At 58.8% G+C, this 16,615-nt stretch carries 12 protein-coding genes and 1 pseudogene; 1 reads left to right on the top strand and 12 read right to left on the bottom strand.

Going from position 1 to position 16,615, the window contains the following annotated elements; genetic code table 11:
• Positions 1-30 precede the first annotated feature (30 nt).
• From QRN61_RS21510 to QRN61_RS21475, 8 genes are all read right to left on the bottom strand, one after another.
• Complete coding sequence (locus QRN61_RS21510; protein ID WP_285375375.1) at positions 31-1,515, bottom strand: APC family permease; 1,485 nt, start codon at positions 1,513-1,515, stop codon at positions 31-33.
• A 218-nt stretch (positions 1,516-1,733) separates the two neighbouring features.
• Complete coding sequence (locus QRN61_RS21505) at positions 1,734-3,158, bottom strand: gamma-aminobutyraldehyde dehydrogenase (protein ID WP_285375373.1); 1,425 nt, start codon at positions 3,156-3,158, stop codon at positions 1,734-1,736.
• 165 nt (positions 3,159-3,323) lie between these two features.
• Positions 3,324-4,133 (bottom strand): ABC transporter permease, encoded by an 810-nt coding sequence (locus tag QRN61_RS21500; RefSeq protein WP_285375369.1) that lies wholly within the window; start codon positions 4,131-4,133, stop codon positions 3,324-3,326.
• Positions 4,123-5,058 carry an ABC transporter permease gene (locus QRN61_RS21495; RefSeq protein ID WP_135295034.1) on the bottom strand — a complete coding sequence of 312 codons (936 nt, stop codon included), beginning with the start codon at positions 5,056-5,058 and terminating at the stop codon, positions 4,123-4,125. Before QRN61_RS21495 ends, QRN61_RS21500 begins: the two co-directional genes overlap by 11 nt.
• Before the next feature lies 1 nt (position 5,059).
• Positions 5,060-6,097, bottom strand: a complete 1,038-nt coding sequence (locus QRN61_RS21490) for an ABC transporter ATP-binding protein (protein ID WP_134785514.1) — start codon at positions 6,095-6,097, stop codon at positions 5,060-5,062.
• A 156-nt stretch (positions 6,098-6,253) separates the two neighbouring features.
• Positions 6,254-7,405, bottom strand: a complete 1,152-nt coding sequence (ydcS, locus tag QRN61_RS21485; RefSeq protein WP_115988133.1) for a putative ABC transporter substrate-binding protein YdcS — start codon at positions 7,403-7,405, stop codon at positions 6,254-6,256.
• Between the two features lie 85 nt (positions 7,406-7,490).
• On the bottom strand, positions 7,491-8,948 hold the full coding sequence (locus tag QRN61_RS21480; RefSeq protein WP_285375567.1) for a gamma-aminobutyraldehyde dehydrogenase: 1,458 nt from the start codon (positions 8,946-8,948) through the stop codon (positions 7,491-7,493).
• Between the two features lie 130 nt (positions 8,949-9,078).
• Positions 9,079-9,993 (bottom strand): LysR family transcriptional regulator, encoded by a 915-nt coding sequence (locus tag QRN61_RS21475; protein ID WP_007967749.1) that lies wholly within the window; start codon positions 9,991-9,993, stop codon positions 9,079-9,081.
• Positions 9,994-10,170: 177 nt separating this feature from the next.
• Between QRN61_RS21475 and QRN61_RS21470 the strand changes: the two genes are divergently transcribed.
• Positions 10,171-10,893 (top strand): tellurite resistance TerB family protein, encoded by a 723-nt coding sequence (locus QRN61_RS21470; RefSeq protein ID WP_285375360.1) that lies wholly within the window; start codon positions 10,171-10,173, stop codon positions 10,891-10,893.
• Between the two features lie 39 nt (positions 10,894-10,932).
• Here the strand turns inward: QRN61_RS21470 and QRN61_RS21465 are convergent, their stop codons facing one another.
• From QRN61_RS21465 to QRN61_RS21450, 4 genes and pseudogenes are all read right to left on the bottom strand, one after another.
• Entirely contained in the window at positions 10,933-12,123 is a 1,191-nt protein-coding gene (locus QRN61_RS21465; RefSeq protein ID WP_238547092.1) for a DUF6708 domain-containing protein, read from the bottom strand.
• The gene (locus QRN61_RS21460; protein ID WP_285375357.1) at positions 12,116-15,532 is read right to left on the bottom strand and encodes a toxin VasX; all 3,417 of its coding nucleotides are present in this window, start codon (positions 15,530-15,532) and stop codon (positions 12,116-12,118) included. Before QRN61_RS21460 ends, QRN61_RS21465 begins: the two co-directional genes overlap by 8 nt.
• Positions 15,529-16,401: a DUF4123 domain-containing protein gene (locus QRN61_RS21455; RefSeq protein WP_007967741.1), complete on the bottom strand. Its 873-nt coding sequence runs from the start codon at positions 16,399-16,401 to the stop codon at positions 15,529-15,531. The genes QRN61_RS21460 and QRN61_RS21455 overlap by 4 nt, the downstream gene beginning before the upstream one ends.
• Positions 16,402-16,615: pseudogene (locus QRN61_RS21450) on the bottom strand (type VI secretion system tip protein VgrG); the annotation flags it as partial.

Here is a 16,615-nt window from a genome sequence, read left to right as displayed (position 1 = left end):
CCCGCCTCCCTGCGGGCAGGTTGCTGATATTTAGCGACTCACCTTCCACGCATCCCCAGCCGGCGCCCTCCCATGGTCATACGGCTTGCCAATCCACATATAAATCAACCCCAAACCAATCACAATGGCCGTGCTCAACACCATCGCATAATTCACGTACCACGCCGCATCCGGCGTACGTGGCCAGGCCATGTTGATGATCGCGCCGACGCCATACACCAGCGCGCCGATGTTCACCGGCCAGCCCCACGCGCCGAGGGTGAATTTGCCGCTGGGTTTCCAGCCTTTCATACGCGCGTACAAAGCGGCCAGCACGATCATCTGGAACGCGAGGTAGATGCCGATGGCGGCGAAGCTGACGATGGTGGCCACGGCGTCTTGCAGGAAGAAGCCGAGGGCGATGATCAGGGCGGGCAGGACGCCGGACACGAACAGCGCGGCAACCGGCACCTGAGTGGTAGGAGAAATCTTTTTCAGCAGTCGGCTGCCGATGACCATTTCGTCGCGAGCGTAGGAATACAGCAGACGACTCGCCGCAGCCTGCAGGCTGATGACGCAGGAGATGAAGGAAATCATTACCACGCCCATCACCACTTTCGAGCCGACCGGGCCGAAGGCGTTGTTGAGGATGGTGGTGACCGGGTCTTTATCGGTGCCGTTGATCACCGCTTGCATGTCCGGCACGGCGAGGATCAGCGCCAGGCAGGCGAACATCGCCGCGATGCCGCCGATGTAAATGGTCATGCGCATGGCCACCGGGATTTTCGCGCTCGGGTTCGGGGTTTCTTCGGCAACGTCGCCGCAGGCCTCGAAGCCGTAGTAGAGGAACATCCCCGCCAGCGACGCGGTGAGGAACGCCGGCAGGTATGAGCCATCAACGCTGATGTCGAAGGTGTTGAACAGCACGCTCAGCGGTTGGTGGCGCTCGAAGATCAGCAGGTACACGCCGACGATTACCGCGCCGACCAATTCGCAGAGGAAGCCGAACATGGCGATACGCGCCAGCACTTTGGTGCCGCTCAGATTGACCAGCGTGGCGAACAAGGTCAGCACCAGCGCGATGACGATGTTGGTGTTGTTGCTCGGTTCAAACCCGAGCATCGCCGCCAGATACGGGCCGGCACCGACGGCCACCGCCGCGATGGTCACGCATAGGGCGATGGAGTAGATCCAGCCGACCATCCACGCCCATTTCTTGCCGACCAGACGTCGCGCCCATGGATAGACGCCACCGGAAATCGGGAACTGCGAAACCACTTCGCCGAAGATCAGGCACACCAGCAACTGCCCGCAGCCGACCAGCAAGTAGGCCCAGAACATCGGTGGCCCGCCGGCGGCGAGGCATAGGCCGAACAGGGTATAAACCCCTACGACCGGTGACAGATAAGTGAAGCCCAAAGCGAAGTTTTCCCACAGGCTCATGCTGCGGTTGAAGTTCGAGGTGTAGCCGAGTTTGCGCAGTTGTTCGGCATCGCTGTCGGCAACGGCGGCCGAGAATTCGGGTGAGGCACTCATGGGTGTTTGCTCCGGGAAATCGGCAGATTTCGGATGGCCGAGGCCGTGGCGGGGCTTTGCGGGCGCCGCCCGGGTCGGTGGTTATTGTTAGGTGTTGAATCCTGGTGGTGCGTGTGGCCGGTTTCTGCCTTGAAGCCGGAGTTGACGCCATCGCGAGCAGGCTCACTCCTACAGGTTGAAATGCGATTCCTTGTAGGAGCTAGCCTGCTGGCGATGCTTTAGTGCTTGAACATCACATGCCGAACCGTGGTGTAGTCCTCCAGCCCGTACATGGACATGTCCTTGCCATAACCGGACAATTTCTGACCGCCATGCGGCATTTCGCTGACGAGCATGAAGTGCGTGTTGACCCAGGTGCAGCCGTACTGCAACCGCGCCGACAAGCGATGGGCGCGTCCGACATCCGCCGTCCACACCGAGGACGCGAGGCCATAGTCGGAATCGTTGGCCCACTCCAGCGCCTGCGCTTCATCGGTGAACTTGGTCACCGACACCACCGGCCCGAACACTTCGCGACGGACGATTTCGTCATCTTGTTGCGCGTCAGCCAGCACCGTCGGTTCGAAGAAGAAGCCGTTGCCTTCCACAGCCTTGCCACCGGTGATCAAGCGAATGTGCGACTGCGCCACGGCACGCTCGACGAACGCGGCGACGCGGTCGCGATGCTGCGCGGTGATCAACGGTCCCAACTCGGTCGACGGATCATCCTGCAAGCCGAATTTGATGCTGCTCACCGCCGCGCCAAGCTTCTCGACAAACTTGTCGTAAATGCCCTGCTGCGCGTAGATCCGGCACGCGGCGGTGCAGTCCTGCCCGGCGTTGTAGAAACCGAACGTACGGATGCCTTCGACGGCGGCATCGATGTCGGCGTCGTCGAAGATGATCACCGGCGCCTTGCCGCCCAGTTCCATGTGCATGCGTTTGACGCTGTCGGCGGTGCTGGAAATGATGTTCGAACCAGTGGCGATCGAGCCGGTCAGCGAGACCATGCGCACTTTCGGATGCGTGACCAACGGGCTGCCGACGCTAGGACCGCGACCGAACACCAGATTGAGTACACCGGCCGGGAAGATTTCCGACGCCAGTTCGGCCAGACGCAATGCGGTCAGCGGGGTTTGCTCCGACGGTTTGAGCACCACGGTATTACCGGCGGCCAGCGCCGGAGCGATTTTCCAGGCGACCATCATCAGCGGGTAGTTCCACGGCGCGATGGACGCGATCACGCCCACCGGGTCGCGGCGGATCATCGAGGTGTGGCCGGGCAGGTATTCGCCACCGGCCGAACCGCTCATGCAACGGCTGGCGCCGGCGAAGAAACGGAACACATCGGCAATCGCCGGGATCTCGTCGTTCAGTGCGGCGCTGTAGGGTTTGCCGCAGTTGTCGGATTCGAGTTTGGCCAGTTCCTCGCCATGAGCTTCGATGGCGTCGGCGAGTTTGAGCAGCAGCAGCGAACGGTCTTTCGGCGTGGTTTGCGACCACTCGGCGAAGGCGTTGTCGGCGGCGCGCACGGCGGCGTCGACCTGGGCCTCGGAGGCTTCGTTGATCTCCACCAGTATGCTGCCGAGCGCCGGGTTGAGCACCGGTTGGGCCGGGCCTTCGCCGTTAACCAGGTGGCCGTTGATCAAGAGTCTGGTTTGCATGTTGTTGTCCTCACTAACACTTTTATTGTTCTGGCCGAATCGATAACCCTGTGGGAGCGAGCCTGCTCGCGAAAGCGGTGTGTCAGCCGACATCAATGCTGGATGTGTCGGCTTCTTCGCGAGCAGGCTCGCTCCCACAGGGGGATTTTGGTGTTTGTCAGATATTCATTTCCCACCACTGCCCGCGACACTCTCGCCACCCCGGGTCAGGTAATACGCGCCGAGAATCGGCAGCATGGTCACCATCATCACCAGCATGGCAACCACGTTGGTCACCGGCACATCCCGTGGCCGGCTCAGTTGATTGAGCAGCCACAACGGCAACGTGCGCTCATGCCCGGCGGTGAACGTGGTGACGATGATTTCGTCGAACGACAGCGCAAAGGCGAGCATGCCGCCGGCCAGCAACGCCGAGCCGAGGTTCGGCAGGATGATGTAGCGAAAGGTCTGCCAACCATCGGCACCCAGATCCATCGAGGCTTCGATCAAACTTTGCGAAGTACGCCGCAGACGGGCGATGACGTTGTTGTAGACGATCACCACGCAGAAGGTCGCGTGACCAACGATGATGGTGAACATCCCCGGCTCGATCCCCAGTGTCTTGAACGTCGCCAGCAGCGCGATCCCGGTGATGATCCCCGGCAGCGCGATCGGCAAAATCAGCATCAGCGAAATGCCCTGCTTGCCGAAGAAATCGCGGCGGTACAACGCTGCCGAAGCCAGCGTACCGAGCACCATCGCGATCAAGGTGGCGATGGCGGCAATCTGCAGCGAAAGCTTGATCGCCTCCAGCACATCCGGCCGCGAAAACGCCACGCTGAACCAGTGCAGGGTGAAGCCCTTCGGCGGAAAGCTGAACGCGGCTTCCTCGATGTTGAAGGAGTAAAGAAAGATGATCAGGATCGGGAAGTGCAGAAACACCAACCCGCCCCAGGCGGCAATGCGCAGGCCCAGTGAAGCGCGCTCAGAGTGCATCGAAGGCCCCCAGTCGTTTGACGATGGACAGGTAAACCGCGATCAACACAATCGGCACCAACGTGAACGCTGCGGCCATCGGCATGTTGCCGATCGCACCTTGCTGCGCGTAGACCATGCTGCCGACGAAGTAGCCCGGCGGGCCCACCAGTTGCGGCACGATGAAATCGCCCAGGGTCAGCGAAAACGTGAAGATCGAGCCGGCAGCAATCCCCGGAATCGACAACGGCAAAATCACCTGCATGAAGGTCTGGCGCGGCCTGGCGCCGAGGTCGGCGGAGGCCTGCAGCAGTGACGGCGGCAGACGTTCCAGCGAAGCCTGAATCGGCAGGATCATGAACGGCAGCCAGATGTAGACGAACACCATGAAGCGCCCCAAGTGCGAGGTCGACAGGGTGCTGCCGCCCACTCCGGGAATGCCGAGGATGAACTGCAACACCGGCTCCAGTCCCAAATGTTGCACGAACCACTGCGCGACACCGCCCTTGGCCAGCAGCAACGTCCAGGCGTAGGCCTTGACGATGTAACTGGCCCACATCGGCATCATCACCGCGATGTAGAAAAACGCCTTGGTCTTGCCCGTGGTGTAGCGCGCCATGTAATAGGCAATCGGGAACGCGACGATGGCGCTGGCGATCGACACGACGATGGCCATGCTCAGCGTGCGCAGGATGATGTCGAAGTTCGACGGCTGAAACAGCGCGGCAAAATTCGCCAGGGTCAGGTCAGGGGTGACCGCCATGGTGAAGTCGTCGAAGGTGTAGAAACCCTGCCACAACAGCACCAGCAGCGAGCCGAGGTAGATCGCGCCAAACCACAGCAACGGCGGCACCAGCAGCAGCGACAGATACAGGTTCGGCTTGCGATAGAGCAGGTTGGAGAACCGCCGCAACGGCGGTGCTTGAGTCATCGCGAGCGTGCTCATTTCAGACCCCGCTCGCGACGGTATCATGCAGCGGGATCATCGCTTCCCGCGCCCAGCGTGCGCTCAGGCGCTGGCCGGTCTGGTGTTGTGCGCTGCTGTCGATCCACTGATTGTTGGCGTGGCTGATGCTCAGGGTCTGGCCGTTTTCCAGCGTCAGTTCATAGCGCGTGGCGCTGCCCTGATACTGGATGTCGTGGAGCAGACCACTGACTTCGATTTCATGGCTGGCGAGCGGCCCTTCGGCGAAACGCACGTGTTCGGGGCGAATCGAAAACGGCTGCGGATGGCCGCTGAGCTGGCGCGCCAGATCGCCGCGAATCACGTTCGAGGTGCCGACGAATTCGGCGACGAAGGTGGTGGTCGGTTTCATGTACAGATTGCGCGGGGTGTCGACCTGTTCGATGCGGCCCTTATTGAACACCGCCACGCGGTCGGACATCGACAGTGCTTCGGTCTGATCGTGAGTGACGAAGATGAAAGTGATGCCAAGCTGGCGTTGCAGCTTCTTCAGTTCACTCTGCATCTGCTCGCGCAGTTTCAGGTCGAGGGCGCCCAACGGCTCATCAAGCAACAGCACCCGTGGGCGATTGACCAAGGCGCGGGCGAGGGCGACACGCTGGCGCTGACCGCCGGACAACTGCACCGGTTTGCGTGCGCCGTAGCCACCGAGGGCGACCATGTCCAACGCCTCTTCGGCGCGCTTGTGGCGCTCGGTTTTGCTCACGCCTTTGACCTTCAAGCCATAGGCGACGTTGTCCAGCACGTTCATGTGTGGGAACAGTGCGTAATCCTGGAAGACGGTATTCACATCACGTTGATACGGCGGCAGACCGGCGGCTTCCGCGCCGTGAATGCGGATTGAGCCGGCGCTCGGTTGTTCGAAACCGGCGATCAGGCGCAGGCAGGTGGTCTTGCCAGAGCCGGAAGGGCCGAGCATGGAAAAGAACTCGCCGTCCTGGATATCGATGGAAACCCGGTCAACGGCTTTCACTTCGCCGAACTGCCGGGAAACGTTGGTGAACTGGACTGCAAGCGTCATGGTGCGGTGCTCCAAAAAGGCGTGGGCCGTCGCAGCGGTCCTCGCCTGGACTTCTGAAAAAACTGAAACATCTAACGGTGAATGCGATCCGCTTTTAGCGCCCTCTCCCTCAGGGGGGAGAGGGGGAAAGGGAGTTAGACCAAGTTGCTCTCGGGCTTACCTGCCGCCCATGATCGCAATGTAGTCCTGAGTCCAGCGGCTATAAGGCACGAACTTGCCGCCCTCGGCCTGCGGGGTTTTCCAGAAGGCGATCTTGTCGAACTGGTCGAAGCCATTGGTCTTGCAACCCTCGGCGCCGAGCAGTTCGCTCTCCTTGCACGCCGCCGGCACGGCTGGCAGCGAACCAAACCACGCCGCCACGTCACCCTGGACTTTCGGCTGCAACGACCAGTCCATCCACTTGTAGGCGCAGTTCGGATGCTTGGCTTCGGCGTGCAGCATGGTGGTGTCGGCCCAACCGGTGGCGCCTTCTTTCGGGATGGTCGAGGCGATCGGTTGTTTCTCGTTGATCAGGCCGTTGACCTGATACGGCCAGGCGCTCGACGCCACCACGCCTTCGTTCTTGAAGTCGCTCATCTGTACCGTGGTGTCGTGCCAGTAACGGTGAATCAATGGCTGCTGCGCGCGCAGCAGATCGAGCACGGCCTTGTACTGCGCTTCGGTGAGTTGATACGGATCCTTGATCCCCAGCTCAGGTTTGGCGGTCTTCAGGTACAGCGCCGCGTCGGCGATGTAGATCGGGCCGTCATAGGCCTGCACGCGACCCTTGTTCGGTTTGCCGTCGGGGAAATTCTGCGCGTCGAACAGGACGTTCCAGCTGGTCGGCGGCGTCTTGAACACGTTGGTGTTGTACATCAGCACGTTCGGACCCCACTGATACGGGGTGCCGTAGGTCTGGTTGTTGACCACATACCACGGCGCATCTTTCAGCCGTGGGTCGAGGGTGTTCCAGTTCGGGATCAACGCGGTGTTGATCGGTTGTACGCGCTTGCCGACGATCAACCGCAGCGAGGCATCGCCCGAAGCGGTGACCAGATCGTAACCACCCTTGGCCATCAGGCTGACCATCTCGTCGGAGGTGGCGGCAGTCTTCACATTGACCTTGCAGCCGGTTTCCTTCTCGAAACCGCTCACCCAGTCGTAGGCCTTGTCGCTCTCGCCACGTTCGATGTAACCCGGCCAGGCGACAATATCCAGCTGACCTTCGCCGGCGCCGACAGCCTTCAGCGGCTCGGCAGCTTGCAGGCTGGCGCTGGCCAGCAAGGCTGTGGTGATTGCACTGAACAGTGCGGTCTTGTGCACGAACATGGTTGAACCCTCTTCTTTAAATTATGGTCGGGGCAGTTGTGAACGCGGTGAAGCCATGCCGTTTTGCGGCTTGTTATTAGCGTAGTCAGAGATGCTGGCCGTGGCGGGCCATGATGTGCCGCACCACGCTGTAGTCCTGCAGCGAATCACTGGATAAGTCTTTGCCGTATCCGGAGCGTTTCAGCCCGCCGTGGGGCATTTCGCTGACCAGCATGAAATGGCTGTTGATCCAGGTGCAGCCGTACTGCAAGCGGGCGGCGACCTGCATTGCCTTGTCCAGATTCTGCGTCCACACCGACGAGGCGAGGCCGTATTCGGAATCGTTGGCCCAGTCCACGGCTTGCGCGAGTTCGTCGAAGCGGGTCACGGTCACCACCGGGCCGAACACTTCGCGCTGGACGATTTCATCGCTCTGCTTGCAACCGGCCAGCAACGTCGGTTGGTAGAAGAATCCGGCGCCGGAATGCACCGCCGCGCCGGTCACCCGCTCGATGTGCGGCTGGCCGAGTGCGCGCTCGACGAAACTGGCGACGCGGTCGCGCTGGCGGGTGCTGATCAGCGGGCCGATCTCGTTGTCGGCATCGCGCTTGCCGGCGAAGCGCAGGCTGCTGACTGCTGCGCCGAGTTCGGCGATCAGTTTGTCGTGAATCCCGGCCTGGGCGTAGATGCGGCACGCCGCGGTGCAATCCTGCCCGGCGTTGTAGTAACCGTAGGTGCGCACGCCGTCGACCACCGCTTGAATGTCGGCGTCGTTGCAGACGATCACCGGGGCCTTACCGCCAAGCTCCAAGTGTGTGCGTTTCAGGGTTTTCGCTGCAGCCTGGAGAATCTTCTGCCCGGTGACGATATCGCCGGTCAGCGACACCATGCGCACTTTCGGATGGCCAACAAGGTGGCTGCCGACGCCTTCACCGCCACCGCAGATGATGTTGATCACCCCGCGCGGCAGGATCTCGGCGAGTGCTGGCGCCAGTGCGAGGATCGACAGCGGTGTGTGTTCCGACGGCTTGAACACCAGCGTATTGCCGGCGGCGAGGGCCGGGGCGATTTTCCACGCGGCCATCATGATCGGGTAGTTCCACGGCGCAATCGACGCCACCACGCCAATCGGATCGCGACGCACCATGCTGGTGTAACCCGGCAGGTACTCGCCACTGAGCTGACCGGTCTGGCAGCGCACGGCACCAGCGAAGAAGCGGAACACGTCGACGGTGGCGGTCAGATCGTCCTGCCGCGCCAGGTGCAGCGGCTTGCCGCAGTTCAGCGCTTCGAGGCGGGCGAGGTAATCGGCGTGTTTTTCGACGGCGTTGGCGATGTCCAGCAGCAGACTGGAACGTTGTTGCGGCGTGGTGCGCGACCATTCGGCAAAGGCGCGGTGGGCGGCGAGAATCGCGGTTTCGACCTGCTCGGTGCTGGCCTCGGCGATGTGGGTGAGGATTTCACCGCTGGCCGGGTTGAGGATCGGTTCGACAAAACCCTGCCCGGCGACCAGTTCGCCGTCGATCAACAACGCGGTACACATCGGGGTCTGCACGCCAGCCATTTTCCGCGATCTCTTTTCTTGTGTGGTCATTGTGGCTCCCGTGCCCGGGAGCCGACCGTCTTATAGATGCAGCAAGACTAGTGCGCGGCTCCGAGGTCGACAAATTCTAAATACTGAAGGTGGCATTCGATTAAATAGATGGCTTGCGTCCGCCGTGCGGTTGTTCGCGGGCCACAGTCAAAAACGGGTCGACCAGAGCGGGACGTGCAGTACCGCGGCGCCAGGCCAGACCGACATCGAGGGTCTGGTTGAGGTCGGCAATCGGCCGCGCTTCGATGATGTCGCCCTCCAGTGACCATGGGCGATAAGTCATGTCCGGCTGGATCGACACACCCAAACCCGCCGCCACCAGACTTCGCACCGCCTCGGTGGATGCGGTTCTGAGAGTGATCTTCGGTTGCAGCCCGGCACCGCGCCACAAGCGCTGGGCATTGCGATCCATCTCGTCGACGTTCAGTTGAATCAGCGGCTCGCGAGCGACGTCGGCGAGGTTGATGCTGTCGTGTTCCAGCAGCGGATGCTGGGCCGGCAGCCACAGACGGTGCGGTGAGTGGGTCAGCACTTCGGTCTGCAGGGCGTGGCGGTCTTCGAGGTTGGACAGGATCAGCACGCCGACATCGATCTCGCCGCTGACCAGCAAATGCTCGATGTACGGCCGCTCGTCCTCCATCACCCGGATCTCGACATTGGGATAGGCACGCTGGAACCGGGTGAGCAAATCGGCGAGGTAATAACCGGCGACCAGGCTGGTTACGCCGACGATCAACTGTCCGGCGACCTGATCGGTACTTTGTTGCAGGCTGCGTTTGGCGTTATCCACGGTTGCCAGAATCAGGTGCGCCTGGCGCAGGAACTGATGGCCTTGATGGGTCAGGGTCATGCCCTTGGCGTGGCGGCTGAACAGGCTGACGCCGATCTCTTCTTCCAGTTGCTGAATCGCCAGGGTCAGGGTCGATTGGGAAATGAACGCGGTTTGCGCGGCGGCGGAGATAGAGCCGGTCTCGGCCACCGCGATGAAGTGGCGGATCTGACGCAGGGTCATCATGAGGAGGGTACCCGGTGGGCGGTTTTTATAGATTGGCCTGAGTGTATATCTATTTTCACGAAGGACTGCTGCAGGCGGAGCAACATCTGGAAGCACACTTGCAGGCCGGGCAGGGGCACTTTCGAACTAGGCTGAGGGCTTGATAGATCCGGATAACCCCTGTTTTGGAGGCGGAACATGAACACCCGTGGATTGCTCGATCAACTTCTCAAGTCCGGCCAGGATCTGTTGCAGAACAAGGCCGGTGGCGCGCAGAACAAACCGGCGGCTGGCGGCCTTGGCGGTTTGCTTGGCGGGTCTTCAGGCTCCGGTGCGCTGGGCGGCTTGTTCTCGGGTGCGGGCGGTGGTGCGCTGGCGGCCGGGGCGATGGGCCTGCTGCTCGGCAGCAAAAAAGCGCGCAAGGTTGGCGGCAAAGTCGCGGTCTACGGCGGCCTCGCTGCCCTTGGTGTGCTGGCCTACAAGGCTTACGGCAACTGGAACGCACAAAAGGGCACGGCCCCACAAACCGAACCGCAGACGCTGGATCGACTGCCGCCCGCGCAAGCCGAGCAGCACAGTCAGGCGATTCTCAAAGCATTGGTCGCTGCAGCCAAAGCTGACGGCCATATCGATGACCGCGAACGTCAACTGATTGAAGGCGAATTCACCAGACTCGACAACGATCAGGAGCTACAGCACTGGCTGCACGCCGAACTCAACAAACCCCTCGACCCAGCCGATGTCGCCCGCGCCGCCGGCACCCCGGAAATGGCCGCGGAGATGTACATCGCCAGCGTGATGCTGGTGGATGAGGAAAGCTTTATGGAGAAGTCGTATCTGGATGAACTGGCGCGCCAGTTGAAGCTGGAGCCGAGGTTGAAGGTGGAGTTGGAGAAGCAGGTGCGGTTGGCGACAGTCTGATTTTCGTTGTTGGCTGCGGGCGCCGCTGGCTTGGATGCCTCAGTGCAATCCAGCGGCCTTGCACGCTTCGACAAACGTAGCGCCTTTATTGTCCATGGCAGTCTTGACCATTTGATTGGCTTTCACCAGTGCAGCACTGGGCTTGGCCCATTGCTCAGGTGGCAGCGGCTGAGACCATATTTGCACTTGTTCCGGGAGAGCAGGCCGGCCTTTGCGGTGCGCCCATTCGGCGAGCATGTAAGGCATTTTCCAGAAGCTCAGCACGCGCCACATGTACCAGCGACGCAGCGGCCAATAGGATTTTTTCGAGTAACCGTAGTGCTCTCGCTGCCCGGGTGTCAGATTGTCGCCGCCCTCGTCCAGCGAACCCATCGCGCGCGCGTCTTCGCGCTCGATGTCAAAGGTGTGCAGCCCTTCGTACGGTTTGAGCCGATCCCCGGTGGGAATCAAACCCAGTGCTTTTAGCATCGGGTTTGGCACATCGACCAATTGACCGTCTTCCATGTAATTACGAATCGACGTCCACATTCCCAAAGCGTGCGCATCGCTGGGTTGTGGCAGCAGGAGGAACTGCACTTTGTCCTGCTCTTCATCCTCCAGACCCATGCCGAACGTGTATTGCCGAGTGGCGCCGTAACTGGTGACGCCTTGGGTGTTAGAGACCCAGGCGACGACATTTTCCCAAGGTACGATCAGGATGCGGTGGGTTTTACTGTCGACGTAGCAGATTTCGCGGCGTTGACGATTGAAGCGGACGGGGTAGGTTTTTGCTGCTTTGAAGACGCCGGAGAACATTCCGTAAGCGTAAGCACCCAGTGGAATAAGCAGTAGGAGTGATCCTGTGGCAAACACCTGCAGAAAGCCTGCAACCGTGTCGAGAAAATCTCGATCAATACCGGGCGGCTGAAAGGTACAGAGCCAGATGGATATGAGTACAGGGACTATGAATGCGGTACTTATCATCATCCATATTCCAGCCGCAAAGATTTTTCCTTGCTCGACCATTCCCCAATTGCTACCCCCTAGCTCTAAAAAACTATCGTTCATTTCTGAGAAATTACGGCGAGATGACTGAGGCTGGCCTGTATAAACCGGTAATGGCGACAGAAACAAAGTCTCACTCAATGCCTTTACGCGTAGTTCCCCGGCGTGAGGTCGCTGGCTTCGGATCTCCGGCCTGGATTCGGCAATGGGGGATTTCTCTTTGCGTTTTAACAGATTTTTAAACATCGATAGTCGCCAAATCTTCTTTTGTGAAAAGCATGAATTGAGATCTGCTTGTTTTGACCGGGAACGTATCAATTGACTCTATCCTAAACACTCCATCAGTTGGAATACGCGTATAGGGTGCCCCAGTGATGTGCCAATCCTTTACTTCGAAGCAGGTTTCGTGAATGACGTCTCGTGCGGCTTCTAATTGATATGCAATGTTGAAAGCCAAGGAAAAATCCGGTACTTGCAATGAATCACTAATGGGCAAATGGAGCGTTAATGCTTCCTTTCCCTTGCTAGCGATTACGAATCGCGTAGCCCAGGCTGCACTACAATTTTTCCAGCTAAAAAGAAACGGCCCGGGGCCAATGCTTCTGTGTGTGGTATCGCGATATCTCTCGTATGCTTGAAGTCGCAATTTTCGACTGTCCATTTCCTCTGTGCTGATCCCTGGCATTATCAGCTTCAGATAGGTTTTTTTGTCTTTGCGGATCATTTCGCATGTTGGTTTTTGTACCACTTTTGCCAGTTCATTCCACTCATCCTGAAAGCTGCGATTCTTGCTCTCATTCCCCCATACACTACTTTTCATCCATTTTTGCAGATCGTCTAAATTGAAGTAGTTGTAAAGACCTTCTCCAACCAGCTGCAGGGCTGTAGCGATCAAGCCTATCAGGTTGGCGCGAGCTGCGATGGCTAAAAGGCGAGGGCTGGCCTCTGCCCATGCAAGAGCTCGCAACTCGGTCGGTGCCTTCATAATGTTTGTGGCGATGGTCCCCGTATGCTTGGCCGCCCAAGTATTTGTACCAACCAGTATTCCATCACCTGCGATTTGCATCGTTGTTGCGCCCAAACTCTTATAGTCTCCTTGTGCCAGAGCTTTACCCCACTGAAGAGAATGTTTGCCAAGATCAATTGCTGCAGCCGCCATTCCAAATCCGAACGCCCCCAATCCCGCGATACCGCTCCAGCGGCCTAAACGGCTCATGGTGGTCAATTTTCCTGCGGCACTCTCCATCTGCTCGATATGCGCTTGGAAGATGGTGACGGATAATCCTTGGACTGACGCGAAACCCGCAGACGACATCCCTATGAATGATTCAAAGACCGTAAATTTCTCAGATGCGGTAGTGGTTGTCTTTGTTGCAATAGAACTCATCGCCTCAATAAACTTCTGCCCCTGAATCACAAACAACGCAAACGCAATCCCATCCCCCTTCGACTTCATGGCTCCCACGAGCGGCTTGTTAAAAGTCCCCGTCGCGCGGAAGTCTCGGGCCGTCCTGCCCATCTCGGCACGCAACTGCGGGTCCAGTCCGTCGATCACCGTACCGATTTTCGCCGGACCGTCGGCGCCTACCGTCAAGGCGTCGCTGAGCCTTACTTCCAATGGCAGTAGCGAGTTTTTGATTTGGGTAATTTGTTGGTTGTAGTCCACTAGTCTGTTCGGGTTGCCCGAGCCGCTGGATTGCAGGGCCAATTCGCGATTACGCAGCTTGTAGGTTTCCTTTAAATGACTGCGTAGGTTCAATGCCTGATCGCGAGCAAGGTTGAAAGCGTTAATTTCAGCAGCGGTGGCCCCTCGCAACGTCAGTCCCTGGCGGGAGAATTCGCGCAACAACTGCAATCGCGCCGGCGCGCCGATCTTGCGGATGTAGCTGTTGGGGTCGATAGTCTGCGCGCGCGCGAAGGCGTCGTGAGCCTTGCCCAGTTGGTCGGCAATTCTCATCTGTCGAGCCGGGTTGTAGGCTTCGTCCAGCATGCTTTGCATGCCCTTGAACTGAGTGCTCAATTTGGCGTAGTTGGGCAGGCGCTCGGTCATCAGGCTGTGGAACTGGTTGGTCAGCACGTTGACGTTGGCCAGGTTCTCCTTGGTGGAGATCACATTGATCGAGAAACTGCTCAAGTCGGCAAGTTTTTTGGCTACGTCGACTTGTGCGGCCAGGGTCAGGGTGTCTAGCCCAGGTACGGCAATCAGTAGATTGGATTCCATATAGGCCGCAAGTTTTGCGACTGCGGCAGGATCTGCACACATGGCAGCAACACAGACGAATTCGGTTTCCAGACGATGCTTGATTTGCGCATCAAGTTTGAAATCGTAGTACCAAGCGGCTCCGTGAAAGTAGCCACTGGTAAACATCGTCAGGCGATCGTCACGGATATTTTGCAGCCGTCCGTGCCAGTGACTCAGCAGCATTTGCTGTTTGACGAGAAACGACTCCATCTCTGCTCGGTTAACCAGATCATCGACACCGCGTTGACCCAGATCCTTGCCATGCAATGCGTACCAGCTTTGCAGGCTCAGTTTGTTCAAAGTGCTTTGGTGTTTACGGTAGAGCGGGTCGCCCAAAGAGTCCGTCATGTCCATGTAGGCTCGAGCATAAGGATCCGTCTCTGCCATTTTCCGCCAATGTGCCTCGTCCCCGTAGATCCCAGGGTCAAAAGTATCCCGGCGAACCTTTAGATACTCATATATTTTCGCCTGTTGTTCTTCGTTGGTTTCATCTTTCAACGCCTTGACATCAGGGTCTGTTTTGCTCAAAGCGTCGAGCCGTGGCCCGTTGACGTCATAGAGTGACTGGATGTAAGAACCAGAAAGGTATTGAGCCTGAGACCTGTCATCGGCACTCCATTGCTCAATCCAGTCAGCCACTTTCAACTGCGCACTGGCCAGATCACGCATCACGCCAATGTCGTCACGCAGCACCAGAAACAGGTAATCATCCTTATAAGGGCCTTGTACGTTACTGATCAGACTCTCAATGGTGGTTTGCTTGAAGAGCTGCTGATCCTCCCAATGATAAGCCACGCCTTCCATCGGATTTGAGCCGTCTGGTTTGGCATCGGATCTAGACTGATCTTCCTTGACCTCCGCCAGCCAACTCTCCGCCTGCCGCTTGCTCAACAAATGCTCTCCACCCTTTTCCGGGCAGGCGCTTGCCAGTTCGAGCTGTTGCATCAAGCGCTTGCGCTCATCCCTGGAAATGAGCACTTGCGAGCATTTGAAGGCCGTCCACTGAATCTCGGAGTAGCTGGCGTACAAGGTGTGTTGGCGCGTGAACACCAGGTGCGGCTCACCGACCGAACTGGTTCGGGTGTCGCCCGACACTTCCTGACTGTTCCACAGCAGTTTGGTGATCTGGCCGTTCTCGATGCGGTATTCGTGCAGGTAACCGGTGGTGCCATTGACGATGTACAGATAGCCATCGCGCAGCAAGCGAATGCCCAGCGGCTGGCTTTTGGTTTTGTACGGCATCGACAGCTCGGAAGCCGGATCAAGGTGTTGAACCAGACCGTAGCGCAGAGGCAGCAGTTGCACTTTCTTGTTCATCAGCGGGCATACGCCCAGCGGTACACGAGTGTCCTTGGACGGCTTGGCCATCGCGGCAGTATTGGCACTGGGTTTTGGTGTTTGATGAGCAGTCACGATAGGCTTCCTTGTCGATCGGCGGCACGGTATTCGGCCAGTTCGGCAGCGCGCTCCACGCGTTTGAGTGGTACTTCAGGCGTTGATTCCATTAGTAGCTGAACGATATCGGGATGATCAGTGACTGGCTCACCGGCGAGGTAACCAAAGACATTCGCGTAGAGCGTGATTTCCTGTTCGGAAGTGAAGCCCTTTTGATAGGCGTCATCTGCGAGCGCTTGAGCGTACGGGCGTCGATCCTCTGGTGCAAACGTCGCCATGAAGTCCGCAAAGTGAGTATGAAGGTGCTCATTCAGACCTGAGACGAAGTTACGAAACTCGACTTCACCCAACGCGGTGAGTTCCTGATCCGTCAAGCGATAGGTGTCGGGTTCGGTAGAGGCGGGTTCAGGGCGGGTGTGTTGCTTCCAGTTGATTTCAACACCGTCCGGCAGGCAGACATGGCTTATCGGGCCAAACCAGCGCGCGCTGCTGTTTTTTTCAGCCAGGCCAAATAGCTGGTGCATCACCGCGGGGTCGGCAATGCGTGGCATGACTTCGATACCGCTCGAGTGTTCCACGCTGAGTAGATTGCGCCAATGTCTCCATAGATCATGAGCATCAGCGTCGCTGAAAAGCAGGTAACCCCATTCCTCAGATGCATGCTCTTTGAAGTAAGCCAAGAGCGGGTCGCTGGCACCCTTCAGAGCGATCAAATAGGGCGAAATATCTGCCAGATCCTGCCAGCGAGTGGACTGGTACAGGCTGTAGGCCTGGTTGTCCCACTGAAACAATTGCTGCGCAAGGTTGGGAACACTGACGCCATCCAGCAGCAGAAAGGCTGGAATTTTCCATGGCAGATCATTCGGGAGCGGCGGTAGCTCGATCATTTACTGGGCCTCCTTTTGCGCGGCCAGTCTGGCGGCTTCGCATACTGCACAAATCGGCTTCTTCTGCAGCAACGCCTGCCGCTGCGCAGGCACCAACACCTGCCCCGCTGTATCCGCATCCGCCTGCTTCAACGGCCCCGGCAACAGCGGCGCAGTTGGGGTGCCGCTGCCGGGGCTGCCGCCGGAGTTGATGTTGATCGTCGGGCCGCTCATG

The sequence above is a fragment of the Pseudomonas sp. lyk4-TYG-107 genome, from assembly GCF_030209055.1.
Taxonomy (GTDB): Bacteria; Pseudomonadota; Gammaproteobacteria; order Pseudomonadales; family Pseudomonadaceae; genus Aquipseudomonas; species Aquipseudomonas putida_A.
Note: the sequence above shows the minus strand (reverse complement) of the source record. Positions and strands in the feature narration are given on the sequence as shown.

Excerpts from the sequence above, each read along its gene's own strand:
- QRN61_RS21510 (WP_285375375.1), bottom strand. The coding sequence starts at position 1,515 with ATGAGTGCCTCACCCGAATTCTCGGCCGCCGTTGCCGACAGCGATGCC.
- QRN61_RS21505 (WP_285375373.1), bottom strand. The coding sequence starts at position 3,158 with ATGCAAACCAGACTCTTGATCAACGGCCACCTGGTTAACGGCGAAGGC.
- QRN61_RS21500 (WP_285375369.1), bottom strand. The coding sequence starts at position 4,133 with ATGCACTCTGAGCGCGCTTCACTGGGCCTGCGCATTGCCGCCTGGGGC.
- QRN61_RS21495 (WP_135295034.1), bottom strand. The coding sequence starts at position 5,058 with ATGAGCACGCTCGCGATGACTCAAGCACCGCCGTTGCGGCGGTTCTCC.
- QRN61_RS21490 (WP_134785514.1), bottom strand. The coding sequence starts at position 6,097 with ATGACGCTTGCAGTCCAGTTCACCAACGTTTCCCGGCAGTTCGGCGAA.
- ydcS (WP_115988133.1), bottom strand. The coding sequence starts at position 7,405 with ATGTTCGTGCACAAGACCGCACTGTTCAGTGCAATCACCACAGCCTTG.
- QRN61_RS21480 (WP_285375567.1), bottom strand. The coding sequence starts at position 8,948 with ATGGCTGGCGTGCAGACCCCGATGTGTACCGCGTTGTTGATCGACGGC.
- QRN61_RS21475 (WP_007967749.1), bottom strand. The coding sequence starts at position 9,993 with ATGATGACCCTGCGTCAGATCCGCCACTTCATCGCGGTGGCCGAGACC.
- QRN61_RS21470 (WP_285375360.1), top strand. The coding sequence starts at position 10,171 with ATGAACACCCGTGGATTGCTCGATCAACTTCTCAAGTCCGGCCAGGAT.
- QRN61_RS21465 (WP_238547092.1), bottom strand. The coding sequence starts at position 12,123 with ATGTTTAAAAATCTGTTAAAACGCAAAGAGAAATCCCCCATTGCCGAA.
- QRN61_RS21455 (WP_007967741.1), bottom strand. The coding sequence starts at position 16,401 with ATGATCGAGCTACCGCCGCTCCCGAATGATCTGCCATGGAAAATTCCA.